Genomic DNA, 11,675 nt, shown 5'->3' with positions numbered 1-11,675 from the left:
TCCCGTAATAGCCCCTCGGTACGCGAGATCCGGGAATCTCGGACTTAAAACAGCTTTGTTAGTAATCTGAGGTTCGCTGCGGCGAACCTTTTTACCTTTTAATCCTGACGCAGAACCTGACGACCATGCTCCAGCAGGGCATCGGTCACTTTACGCATCATGCGGCTTTCCGGCGCGAAGCGGTGCCAGAACAGCATGCGGCGCTGGAACAGGCCTGGTGTAAGGTCGATAAGCTCGCCCGACTCCAACTCTTTCTCAATCTGCAGATGCGGGATCATACAGCAGGTGGTGCCCTGCCGAGCCAACTGCACGAAGGCTTCCGATGAGTTCACGATATGACAGGGAACGCTGCCCGGCGACAGATCAAAGTTCTGCTGCAGGAAAGCCTGGTGCATGTCATCGAGATGGTCGAACGCCACCGCCGGCGCTTTTAGCAGCGCAGAACGCGTGACGCCGTTCGGGAAGTAGCGCTCGGCAAAACCCTTCGAGGCGACAAACAGATAGTCCAGCGCACCCAACCGGTCTACCAGGCAGCTCGGCAGCGGCTGCGGTTGGATACTCACCGCGCCGACCACTTCACCGCGCCGCAGGCGTTCCTGAGTACGGGTTTCGTCTTCCACCTGGAGGTTCAGGCGGATGGGGGAGTCCGTCAGCACCGGTTTTAACGCCGGCAGCAGCCAGGTGGCGAGGCTGTCGGCGTTGACCGCCAGCGACAGCAGCAACGGCGTGTCGATACCGGTGTCGTTGCCCAACCACTCCTCTTCCAGCAACTCGACCTGGTGCAGCAGCGCCAGCAATTTTTGGCCCTGCTCGGTCGGGCGCGGCGGTACGGTGCGGACCAGCAGCGGTTGGCCGAACAGGTTTTCCAACTGCTTAATGCGCTGGGATACTGCCGATTGGGTGATACAAAGCTTTTGCGCGGCGCGCTCAAAGCCGCGCTCACGGATCACCGCGTCCAGCGCTTGCAGCGTTCGATAGTCTGGGCGTTTCATCGGAAAGATATCCCTTACAGTAATAGATACAGGCACTATGCCACATCTGGGGTGTTTTACAGGTGGAAAATCACCGCGCGACTTTACCTCGACGCGCCTAAAAATGCGGCTTAGGGTGAAGAAGTGTGATCCTGCCTGAGTGAAAAATAGCGATTTACCCTATAATACGCACACGTTTTCGTACAGAGGCAATGGACATATTATGACGCAGGATGAACTGAAAAAAGCGGTTGGCTGGGCCGCGCTGGATTACGTAACCCCTGGCACCATCGTTGGGGTAGGTACCGGCTCCACCGCCGCCCACTTTATTGACGCGCTCGGCTCGATCAAGCACCAAATCGAAGGGGCGGTGTCCAGCTCCGACGCCTCCACCGCCAAGCTGAAAAGCCTCGGCATCCACGTGTTCGACAGCAACGAAGTGGATTCTCTGGATATTTACGTTGATGGTGCGGATGAAATCAACCGCCAGATGCAGATGATCAAAGGCGGCGGTGCCGCGCTGACTCGCGAAAAAATCATTGCCGCCATCGCGCGCAAATTTATCTGCATCGTCGATGCCAGCAAGCAGGTCGACGTGCTGGGCAAGTTCCCGCTGCCGGTCGAAGTGATCCCGATGGCGCGTTCCTATGTGGCGCGTGAACTGGTGAAGCTGGGTGGCCTGCCGGAATATCGTCAGAATGTGCTGACCGATAACGGCAACGTGATCCTCGATGTGCACAACCTGAGCATCGTCGACGCCATCGCGCTGGAAAACAAAATTAACGGTATCGCCGGCGTGGTGACCGTCGGTTTGTTCGCCAACCGCGGCGCCGATGTGGCGTTGGTCGGCACGCCTGAAGGTGTGAAAGTCGTCGAATAACCGCATGTGTTAGCAGGGGCGTCGCCATGGCGCCCCTCTGGAATACAATCTTGGATCCCAGCGGACCGCATAATTCACTGGCTAAAATATCTTTTCTTTAAAGCGCCAAATTTGGTGACATATGTCACATTGTCAGCGTTAGCTCCACAAAGCTTCTGTCTATTTCTTTCCCTATGGCATTTTCTGCCACAAACCGCCAACATCGCTGAGCCTTGTACTGACGGGCGGGCAATCGTTTGTATTGCCGCCCGCGTTATTTTTGTTATGTTGGATGCGTGCTGTTAACAACAGCCGCTTCTGAAGTCTGAACATAGGGTCGGGTAAATGGCAAAAGTATCATTGGAGAAAGACAGGATTAAATTCCTGTTGGTGGAAGGGGTTCATCAGAGCACGGTAGATAATCTGCTGGCAGCCGGATATACCAACATTGAATATCACAAAGGTGCGTTAGACACCGAAGCGCTTAAGGCATCCATCCGCGATGCTCACTTCGTCGGCATCCGATCGCGTACGCATCTGACCGAAGAAGTCTTCGCCGCTGCAGAAAAGCTGGTGGCGGTAGGGTGTTTCTGCATCGGCACTAACCAGGTTGATCTGAAGGCGGCGACCAAACGCGGCGTTCCGGTGTTTAACGCACCTTTCTCTAATACCCGATCCGTGGCCGAAATGGTGCTGGGCGAACTGCTGCTGATGCTGCGCGGCATTCCATCCGCCAACGCCAAAGCGCACCGCGGCGAATGGCAAAAATTGGCCGTGGGCTCGTTTGAAGCGCGCGGCAAGAAGTTGGGGATTATCGGCTACGGCCATATCGGTACCCAACTGGGCATCCTGGCCGAAGGCCTGGGCATGAAAGTGTTCTTCTACGATATTGAGAACAAGCTGCCGTTGGGCAATGCTCAGCAGGTGCGCCACCTGTCAGACTTGCTCAATATGAGCGACGTGGTGACGCTGCACGTGCCGGAAACCCCATCAACCAAAAACATGATGGGTGCAGAAGAGCTGGCACTGATGAAGCCGGGCTCGATTCTGATCAACGCTTCGCGCGGCACCGTGGTGGATATTCCGGAACTGTGCAAGGTATTGGCCAGCAAGCACTTGGCCGGCGCGGCGATCGACGTCTTCCCGGAAGAGCCTGCGACCAACAGCGAGCCGTTCAACTCACCGCTTTGCGAATTTGATAACGTGATCCTGACCCCGCACATTGGCGGCTCCACTCAGGAAGCGCAGGAGAATATCGGTGACGAAGTGGCCGGCAAGCTGGCGAAATATTCCGACAACGGCTCAACCCTGTCGGCGGTAAACTTCCCGGAAGTGTCCCTGCCGGCGCATGGGCCTAACGCCAGCCGCCTGCTGCACATCCATGAAAACCGTCCGGGTGTACTGACGCAGATTAACCAGATCTTCGCTGAAGAAGGGGTGAACATCGCCGCGCAGTACCTGCAAACCGGTGCGGAAATCGGCTATGTGGTGATCGATATTGAAGCGGAAACCGAGCGTGCCGATGCGGCATTGCAACGTATGAAGGCGATTGACGGCACTATCCGTGCTCGCTTGCTGTTCTGATTGAACGTGCTGTAACGAATAAAGGCCGGATTTATCCGGCCTCAGGTTATTGACAAAGGGGGATAAAAGCGTGGTTTTCCCCCTTTGTGTTATTAGCCGAAAATCAACAAATTGATTTTCCTGGTTTATTTTCAAAACCTTTAGCGCCTGCCGCCAAACATTATATGTTTGTCAGCAGTCTCAGGCCGGATTTATCCGGCCTTTTGCTATTTAACGATCTGCCAAACCCAATTCTGCGCGGGGGTCACAATCTCCGGCAGCGGAATATCCCAGTGTTCCACCGGCACCTGTTCGACCTGCTGGCAATCATGGGCCAGGCCTATCGGATAAGGGCCACGGTGTTGCCAGTTTTGCAGCGTACGATCGTAGAAGCCACCCCCCATCCCCAGGCGCTGGCCCGCGCTGTCAAAGGCCACCAACGGCGTCAGTACCACGTCGAGCGAGCCCAATGGCAGCACGTGGCGCACGTCGAGCTCGGGCTCGAGAATATTGAAGCGGTTGTGCACCAGCGGCGTTTCAGGGGTGTAATGCAGGAATAACAGATTACCCTTGCTGAACGGGTGCAACACGGGCAGATAAACCTGCTTGTCCAACTGCCACAGCCGTTCAATCAACGGGCGGGTATTTAGCTCACCGTCGAACGACAAAAATACCGCGATATTCTGCGCTGCCAGGATGCGTGGATGTGCAGCGATGCGTTCAGCTATCTGCAGGGAGGATTGTTGTTGTTGTTCAGGCGTTAGAGCGCGTCTACGCTGACGGATTTGATTTCGGATATTTTGCCGCTGCTGGGCATACTGGGCTTGAAAAGACATAGTCAGCACACATACCGCTGAGGAAGGGGGAATCTCCGAGATGCCGTCGCAGGCTGTAACCCTTGAACCCATGGTTCAAGGTGAACGTGCTGTCGCAATCTTAAGGCTTCTCGGCGGGCCGAGCATGCACACCGATCGCGGATCATCACATTCTGTTGGTACTAAATATCGGCTCAGGGGACTGGCCCGCTGGCGAACATCTCAGAGAAATTTTTTACTCATTGCCAAAACCTGAGGTTTCAGCAACTTAAGTTATTCGAATTGTGCATCCTGACGTTCAGAGATGCGACCCTGTTCAAGCAAAGCCTGTTCAATGGTCTGTTGCAGCATGCGAATGCGTTGTTCCATATTGGACGCATAATCACGGGTTTTCAACCGTTCTTGAGCAAGTTCATGACAAACGTTCAATGCTGCGATGAAAACGAGCTGCTCAGTATTTGTGACTCTAGTGCGAACTTTAAGATCTTGCAACCGTTCGTTAAGATCGACCGCGGCCATGTTCAACGCATCTTGTTGTTCTGGCGGGCAATTGACTCTTAAAGAGCGACCAAAAATTTGAATATCTACCGGTTGTGCAGACATGCCACCTTCCTGCCTAAATTTCGCGCCAGCCCCAGCTTGCCCTGACCGGGCCTACCAAAGCGGGCGCCACTATATATACCTCGGTACCAAGATACAACCCCTTTTTCAGTACCTGGTTGTAATCTACTGCGTCAGACATTACCAGTCAAAAAAGGGTTTCAAAATGCGTATTTAGCGTCATTTCGTCCCCTGCCGGCAGCGTGTGAGTTCTGACACATCACGATTATAACTAGCCACTGAGGTGTCGCGCTTATCTGGTACAGCGACGGACCTTGGTGGTAGCATAACACGAACTTATCCTGCCAACGATGACGAATGCGCATGTCTATACAGAATACATTTCCAAGTTACCAATCTTTGACCGTTGCTCTCAACCAGCAAGCGGTGGCGTTAACCGCAGCAGAAATGCACGGCCTGATCAGCGGCCTGCTGTGCGGTGGCAGCCGCGACGCCGGCTGGCAATCGCTGGTCTACGATCTGACCAATGAAGGCGTGGCCTTCCCGCAGGCGCTCAGCCTGCCGTTACAGCAACTTCATGAAATCACGCGTGAAACGCTGGAAGACGACGACTTCATGTTCCAATTGATGATGCCGGAAGGCGAAACCGTCAGCGTGTTTGACCGCGCCGATGCGCTGGCCGGTTGGGTGAATCATTTCCTGCTGGGGCTGGGCATGATGCAGCCCAAGCTGGCGCAGGTGAAAGACGAAGTGGGCGAGGCGATCGACGATCTGCGCAATATCGCTCAGCTCGGTTATGACGAAGACGAAGACCAGGAAGAGCTTGAGCACTCTCTGGAGGAAGTGGTGGAGTACGTGCGTGTGGCGGCCATTTTGTGCCACACCGAATTTACCCGCCATAAGCCGACGGCGCCGGAAAATGCCAAACCGACCTTGCACTAAACACCCGATTTCACGTCCTTAGCGGCCGTGAGCACAGGCAGATTGATTTCAGGAGAAGGTGATGACTCAGCAGGAATTCAACGGCCGCCGTCAGGCGCTGTTGGCTAAAATGGCTCCGGCCAGCGCGGCAATTATTTTCTCTGCGCCGGAAGTGACGCGCAGTGCAGATACCGAATATCCCTACCGTCAGAACAGCGATTTCTGGTATCTGACCGGCTTCAACGAACCGGGTTCGGTGTTGATTCTGGTCAAGAGCGACGAGACGCACAACCACAGCGTGCTGTTCAACCGGGTGCGCGACCTGACGGCGGAAATCTGGTTTGGCCGTCGCCTGGGGCAAGAAGCGGCTCCGGCGAAACTGGGCGTGGACCGCGCGCTGCCGTTCGATGAAATCAACGATCAATTACCCCTGCTGCTCAATGGCCTGGACGTGGTTTACCACGGGCAGGGCCAATACGACTACGCCGATAAAATCCTGTTCGACGCGCTGGACAAGCTGCGTAAGGGTTTCCGCCAGAATCTTCAGGCACCGGCGACCGTGACCGACTGGCGTCCATGGGTGCATGAAATGCGCCTGTTCAAATCGTCTGAAGAGCTGGCGATCATGCGCCGCGCCGGTGAAATCAGCGCGCTGGCCCATACCCGCGCGATGCAGAAATGCCGCCCCGGCATGTTCGAATACCAGCTTGAAGCGGAAATTCATCACGAATTTACCCGCTTTGGCGCTCGTTATCCGTCTTACAACACCATTGTCGGCGGCGGTGACAACGCCTGCATTTTGCACTACACAGAAAATGAAAGTGAATTGCGCGATGGCGATCTGGTGCTGGTCGACGCCGGCTGTGAGTATAAAGGCTACGCGGGTGACATCACTCGGACCTTCCCGGTCAACGGCAAGTTCAGCCGGCCACAGCGTGCGGTGTATGACATCGTGCTGGCATCGCTGACGCGTGCCCTGGAGCTGTTCAAACCGGGTACCAGTATCCGTGAGGTCAATGATGAGGTGGTACGCATCATGATCACCGGGCTGGTGGAACTGGGGATCCTGAAGGGCGAAGTGGAGCAGTTGATTGCCGAACAGGCCCATCGTCAGTTCTACATGCATGGACTTGGCCACTGGCTGGGGCTGGATGTGCACGACGTCGGGCATTACGGCACGCCAAACCGCGACCGCACGCTGGAGCCGGGCATGGTGTTTACCGTCGAGCCAGGGCTGTACATCGCGCCGGATGCCGACGTGCCGGAAGAGTACCGCGGCATGGGCATTCGCATTGAAGATGACATTGTGATCACTGCCAACGGTAATGAAAACCTGACCGCCAGCGTAGTGAAAGACGCTGACGCCATCGAAGCACTGATGGCGGCGGCAAGGTAACGGCATGAGCGTAATTATTGTTGGCGGCGGCATGGCGGGCGCGACCTTGGCGCTGGCCATTTCATCGCTCACTCAGGGAAGAATGGCGGTTGATCTGGTCGAAGCCACCCGACCGGACGATCGTAGCCATCCGGGATTTGACGCCCGCGCCATTGCCTTGGCGCAGGGCACCTGCCAACAGTTGACGCGTATCGGCGTTTGGCCGGCATTGCGCGATTGTGCGACGGCCATCACCGAGGTACACGTCAGCGATCGCGGTCACGCCGGGTTCGTTAATCTGTACGCGCAAGATTATCAGGTTGACGCGCTAGGGCAGGTGATTGAACTGCACGACGCCGGGCAACGGTTGTTTGCGTTGCTGGCCAAGGCACCCGGCGTCACGCTGCATTGTCCGGCCAGAGTGGTCGATGTGGTGCGCACGGCGGAGCAGGCCGAGGTATTACTGGATAATGGTCGGCGTATCAGTGGAAAACTGCTGGTGGCAGCGGACGGCTCGCGCTCGGCGCTGGCTCAGGCCTGTAATCTGCAATGGCAGCAAAGTGACTATCCGCAGTTTGCCACCATCGCCAACGTAACCACGGCAGTGCATCCGCAAGGGCGTGCCTTTGAGCGTTTCACCCGCTACGGGCCTTTGGCGCTGTTGCCAATGTCCCAGGGGCGTAGCTCATTGGTGTGGTGCCATGCACGCGAAGATCGTGAACAGGTTGATGCGTGGGACGATGCACGCTTTATCAATGAATTGCAGCAGGCGTTCGGCTGGCGATTGGGGCGGATCCTGCGTGCCGGTAAGCGCCACAGCTATCCGCTCAGCCTATTGACCGCTAATCAGCACGTCAGCCATCGGCTGGCTCTGGTGGGCAATGCCGCCCAGACGTTGCATCCGATCGCCGGTCAGGGGTTCAACCTTGGCCTGCGCGACGTGATGTCGCTGGCGGAAACGCTGGCCCAGGCACAGCAGGACGGGGAAGATCCCGGTGGCTATACGTTGTTGAGTCGTTATCAACAACGCCGCCAGCAGGATCAGCAAGCGACGATTGGCGTCACCGACGGTTTGATCCGGCTGTTCGCCAACCGTTACGGTCCTTTGGTGGTCGGACGTAATCTCGGTCTGATGGCGATGGCCCAATTGCCGGCGGTGCGTGATGCCTTTGCCAAGCGGACTTTGGGCTGGGTAGATCGCTAGGCAATAATCAGTAGCGGCGCAGCGTGTTGCGCCCAAAAGCGCTGGGCAATCACTGCGCAGCGCGTCATTTAAGGAAATTAAGCAGCATGCAATCATTTGACGTGGTTATCGCCGGTGGCGGTATGGTGGGGCTGGCACTGGCTTGCGGATTGCAGGGCAGCGGCCTGCGCGTTGCGGTGCTGGAGCATCAGCAACCGGATATGACACCGCCGCCGCCACAGCCGGCACTGCGCGTATCCGCCATCAACGCCGCCAGCGAGCGCCTGCTGCAGCATATTGGCGTCTGGGACGAGATCCTCAACCTGCGCGCCAGTGCCTATAACGCGATGGAAGTGTGGGATCGCGACAGCTTCGGCAAGATTGCCTTCCGCGGTGACGAATGCGGCTTCAGCCACCTCGGCCACATCATTGAAAACTCGGTGATCCAGCAGGCGTTGTGGAAACGGGCGGCAAGCCTGAGCGATGTCACGCTGATTACCCCGGCGGCGCTCAAACAGGTAGCCTGGGGCGAAAACGACGCGTTTATCACCCTTGAGGACGGCCGCATGCTGACTGCCCGGCTGGTGATCGGCGCCGACGGCGCTCACTCCTGGCTGCGTCAGCATGCCGATATCCCGTTGACCTTCTGGGACTACCGCCATCATGCGTTGGTGGCCACCATTCGCACCGAAGAGCCGCATTTGGCGACGGCGCGTCAGGTATTCCACGGCGACGGCATTCTGGCATTTCTGCCGTTCAGCGATCCGCATTTAAGCTCCATCGTCTGGTCGGTTGCTCCTGAAGAGGCCGAACGCCTCAGGCAACTGGAGCCCGAGCAGTTTAACCGTGAGTTGGCGATGGCCTTCGATCTGCGCCTTGGCGCCTGCCAGTTGGAAAGCGAACGCCAGACCTTCCCGTTGACCGGGCGCTATGCGCGTAGCTTTGCTGCACACCGTCTGGCATTAGTGGGCGATGCTGCCCATACCGTACATCCGTTGGCTGGCCAGGGGGTCAACCTGGGCTTTATGGACGCCGCCGAGCTGATCGCCGAATTGCGCCGCCTGCAACGTCAGGGCAAGGACATCGGTCAACACCTGTATCTGCGCCGCTATGAGCGTCGTCGCAAACACGGTGCAGCGGTCATGCTGGCCAGCATGCAAGGGTTCCGCGAACTGTTTGACGGCAATCACCCGGCGAAGAAGTTGCTGCGCGATGTCGGGCTGCGGCTGGCTGACAGCCTGCCGGGCGTGAAGCCGAAGCTGGTGCGCCAGGCTATGGGCCTGAACGATCTGCCGGATTGGCTGGCCTGATCACCGCCTGAGAGAGACCGGTTTGCCGGTCTTTCTGTCTTGTTTCCCCGTAGCGTTATCGCTCTCCAAAGGCGCAGATCTGCGCCTTATGCCCATAGCTTTTCCTTATATAACCCTTCATTTGAAATAATCTAATTTCAGGCTGTTTTTACCATTACTTTTTCTAATTCCATAACCGGTTATCAAAAGTCGAAATTCCGTCTCTGGCCGTGGGTTTGTTATATAACTTCGGATTTTTGGTGCTCTAATTGTTGGTTTTGTGCCTTAAAGCGCAGTTTTCCAGTTTAAAACTCTGCACACTAGCCCAGCTTTTTACTGGCGCAGAACGCCGCCCAGCCTATTTTAACTTATGGTTAATGTGGTCGTTCGGTGATAACGTCAGAGCAAAGGTATCGTTTGCGTCGCGGCGATTTGCCGCAGTTTTTGTCAATTTCGACGCAGCGTTTCTGTTGGGCAGTCAGTGCGCCACGCAATCCGGCCACGAGCCATAATCTGACGTATTGCGTAGCAGCACCCTATCTTCAGCTTCTGAGTGGAATGAGGGAAAAGATGGCAAAGCAAACCCCACTGTACGACCAGCACGTGGCGTGCGGTGCGCGCATGGTAGATTTTCATGGCTGGATGATGCCGCTGCATTATGGCTCCCAGATCGATGAGCACCACGCCGTGCGTCAGGATGCCGGTATGTTCGACGTCTCCCATATGACCATTGTTGATTTGCGCGGTGCCCGTACCCGCGAATTCCTGCGTTACCTGCTGGCGAACGATGTCGCCAAGCTCACCCAGCCTGGCAAAGCGCTGTACACCGGCATGCTGAACGCGTCCGGCGGCGTAATCGACGACTTGATCGTTTACTTCTTTACTGAAGACTATTTCCGCCTGGTGGTGAACTCCGCCACACGCGACAAAGACCTGGCCTGGATCGAAGAGCACGCAGCGCCGTATGGCGTAACGCTGACGGTGCGTGACGATCTGGCGCTGATTGCAGTGCAGGGCCCACAGGCCAAAGAACGCGCGGCTACCTTATTCACCCCGGAACAAAAAAACGCGGTTGAAGGCATGAAGCCTTTCTTCGGCGTGCAGGCAGGGGATCTGTTTATCGCCACCACCGGTTATACCGGCGAAGCGGGTTATGAAATCGCCCTGCCGAAAGAGCAGGCGGCGGATTTCTGGCAGCAACTGCTGGCGGCGGGCGTTAAGCCAGCCGGGCTGGGCGCGCGTGACACGCTGCGTCTGGAAGCTGGCATGAACCTGTATGGCCAGGAGATGGATGAAAGTATTTCGCCGTTGGCCGCCAACATGGGCTGGACCATCGCCTGGCAGCCGGAAGATCGTCAGTTCATCGGTCGTGACGCGCTGGAAAAACAGCGTGAGCAGGGCACCGAACAACTGGTCGGCTTGATCATGACGGAAAAAGGCGTATTACGTAATGAGCTGCCGGTGCGTTTCACCGATGCGGCAGGCCAGACGCATGAAGGGGTGATCACCAGCGGTTCATTTTCACCGACCCTGGGCTTCAGCATCGCCCTGGCCCGCGTCCCTGCCGGTATCGGCGAACAGGCTATCGTACAGATTCGTAACCGTGAAATGCCGGTCAGGGTCACCAAACCTGGCTTTGTGCGAGCCGGTAAGTCACTGATTAATTAATTTTTGTTTATTGATTCTTTATTTCTTCGAAGGAGTAGCTGGCGATGAGCAATGTGCCAACAGAATTGAAATACGCATCCTCCCACGAGTGGGTTCGTTCAGAAGGTAACGGCGTTTACACCGTAGGTATCACCGAACACGCGCAGGAACTGCTGGGCGATATGGTGTTTGTTGATTTGCCAGAAGTGGGCCGTGTCGTTGCCGCAGGCGAAGATTGCGCCGTGGCGGAATCCGTTAAGGCGGCATCGGACATTTACGCGCCAATCAGCGGCGAAATCGTAGCGGTAAACGCTGAACTGGAAGGTTCTCCGGAGCTGGTGAACAGCGAGCCTTACGGTGAAGGTTTCCTGTTCCAGATTAAAGCATCAGACGAGAGCGAGCTGGCGAACCTGCTGGACGCCGGTGCTTATCAGGCTTCTATCGACGAGTAATCCATGCAACGCCCCAGGTCTTTCTGCCGGGGCGTTTTA

General features: G+C 56.5%; 11 protein-coding genes and 1 other RNA gene. 8 read left to right on the top strand and 4 right to left on the bottom strand.

The window, feature by feature from the left end; genetic code table 11:
• Positions 1-98: 98 nt before the first annotated feature.
• Entirely contained in the window at positions 99-992 is an 894-nt protein-coding gene (locus AC1RKG_RS19185) for a LysR family transcriptional regulator ArgP (RefSeq protein WP_020828503.1), read from the bottom strand.
• 202 nt (positions 993-1,194) lie between these two features.
• On the opposite strand from AC1RKG_RS19185, the gene rpiA reads away from it, so the two are divergent.
• Together rpiA and serA are read left to right on the top strand one after the other, a co-directional pair.
• A complete protein-coding gene (gene rpiA, locus AC1RKG_RS19180) occupies positions 1,195-1,851 on the top strand; it encodes a ribose-5-phosphate isomerase RpiA (RefSeq protein ID WP_020828502.1) in 657 nt (218 codons plus the stop codon).
• A gap of 324 nt (positions 1,852-2,175) precedes the next feature.
• Positions 2,176-3,414, top strand: a complete 1,239-nt coding sequence (serA, locus tag AC1RKG_RS19175; protein ID WP_020828501.1) for a phosphoglycerate dehydrogenase — start codon at positions 2,176-2,178, stop codon at positions 3,412-3,414.
• Between the two features lie 206 nt (positions 3,415-3,620).
• Here serA and AC1RKG_RS19170 read toward each other — a convergent pair whose 3' ends face one another.
• From AC1RKG_RS19170 to zapA, 3 genes are all read right to left on the bottom strand, one after another.
• Positions 3,621-4,229: a 5-formyltetrahydrofolate cyclo-ligase gene (locus AC1RKG_RS19170; protein WP_048760863.1), complete on the bottom strand. Its 609-nt coding sequence runs from the start codon at positions 4,227-4,229 to the stop codon at positions 3,621-3,623.
• Positions 4,230-4,257: 28 nt separating this feature from the next.
• Positions 4,258-4,440: non-coding RNA, 6S RNA (gene ssrS, locus AC1RKG_RS19165), on the bottom strand.
• 41 nt (positions 4,441-4,481) lie between these two features.
• Positions 4,482-4,811, bottom strand: a complete 330-nt coding sequence (gene zapA / locus AC1RKG_RS19160) for a cell division protein ZapA (RefSeq protein WP_012146623.1) — start codon at positions 4,809-4,811, stop codon at positions 4,482-4,484.
• Positions 4,812-5,132: 321 nt separating this feature from the next.
• On the opposite strand from zapA, the gene AC1RKG_RS19155 reads away from it, so the two are divergent.
• From AC1RKG_RS19155 to gcvH, 6 genes are all read left to right on the top strand, one after another.
• Positions 5,133-5,711, top strand: coding sequence for a YecA/YgfB family protein (locus AC1RKG_RS19155; RefSeq protein ID WP_041414927.1), 579 nt, complete (start codon positions 5,133-5,135; stop codon positions 5,709-5,711).
• 61 nt (positions 5,712-5,772) lie between these two features.
• Positions 5,773-7,086: a Xaa-Pro aminopeptidase gene (gene pepP, locus AC1RKG_RS19150; protein WP_020828498.1), complete on the top strand. Its 1,314-nt coding sequence runs from the start codon at positions 5,773-5,775 to the stop codon at positions 7,084-7,086.
• Between the two features lie 4 nt (positions 7,087-7,090).
• Positions 7,091-8,269, top strand: a complete 1,179-nt coding sequence (gene ubiH / locus AC1RKG_RS19145) for a 2-octaprenyl-6-methoxyphenyl hydroxylase (RefSeq protein ID WP_493183594.1) — start codon at positions 7,091-7,093, stop codon at positions 8,267-8,269.
• Between the two features lie 86 nt (positions 8,270-8,355).
• On the top strand, positions 8,356-9,558 hold the full coding sequence (gene ubiI / locus AC1RKG_RS19140) for an FAD-dependent 2-octaprenylphenol hydroxylase (RefSeq protein WP_149573831.1): 1,203 nt from the start codon (positions 8,356-8,358) through the stop codon (positions 9,556-9,558).
• 549 nt (positions 9,559-10,107) lie between these two features.
• Entirely contained in the window at positions 10,108-11,205 is a 1,098-nt protein-coding gene (gene gcvT / locus AC1RKG_RS19135; RefSeq protein ID WP_048760857.1) for a glycine cleavage system aminomethyltransferase GcvT, read from the top strand.
• Between the two features lie 44 nt (positions 11,206-11,249).
• The gene (gcvH, locus tag AC1RKG_RS19130) at positions 11,250-11,636 is read left to right on the top strand and encodes a glycine cleavage system protein GcvH (RefSeq protein WP_020828494.1); all 387 of its coding nucleotides are present in this window, start codon (positions 11,250-11,252) and stop codon (positions 11,634-11,636) included.
• The last annotated feature ends 39 nt before the right edge of the window (positions 11,637-11,675 follow it).

The organism is Serratia sp. GW822-FHT06D09, from assembly GCF_058799515.1.
The sequence above is the reverse complement of the archived record's forward strand: the minus strand, read 5'-3'. Positions and strand labels throughout refer to the sequence as shown.

Coding starts and splice junctions, on each gene's coding strand:
- ubiH (WP_493183594.1), top strand. CDS start 7,091: ATGAGCGTAATTATTGTTGGCGGCGGCATGGCGGGCGCGACCTTGGCG.
- rpiA (WP_020828502.1), top strand. CDS start 1,195: ATGACGCAGGATGAACTGAAAAAAGCGGTTGGCTGGGCCGCGCTGGAT.
- pepP (WP_020828498.1), top strand. CDS start 5,773: ATGACTCAGCAGGAATTCAACGGCCGCCGTCAGGCGCTGTTGGCTAAA.
- AC1RKG_RS19185 (WP_020828503.1), bottom strand. CDS start 992: ATGAAACGCCCAGACTATCGAACGCTGCAAGCGCTGGACGCGGTGATC.
- gcvT (WP_048760857.1), top strand. CDS start 10,108: ATGGCAAAGCAAACCCCACTGTACGACCAGCACGTGGCGTGCGGTGCG.
- AC1RKG_RS19155 (WP_041414927.1), top strand. CDS start 5,133: ATGTCTATACAGAATACATTTCCAAGTTACCAATCTTTGACCGTTGCT.
- zapA (WP_012146623.1), bottom strand. CDS start 4,811: ATGTCTGCACAACCGGTAGATATTCAAATTTTTGGTCGCTCTTTAAGA.
- AC1RKG_RS19170 (WP_048760863.1), bottom strand. CDS start 4,229: ATGTCTTTTCAAGCCCAGTATGCCCAGCAGCGGCAAAATATCCGAAAT.
- gcvH (WP_020828494.1), top strand. CDS start 11,250: ATGAGCAATGTGCCAACAGAATTGAAATACGCATCCTCCCACGAGTGG.
- ubiI (WP_149573831.1), top strand. CDS start 8,356: ATGCAATCATTTGACGTGGTTATCGCCGGTGGCGGTATGGTGGGGCTG.
- serA (WP_020828501.1), top strand. CDS start 2,176: ATGGCAAAAGTATCATTGGAGAAAGACAGGATTAAATTCCTGTTGGTG.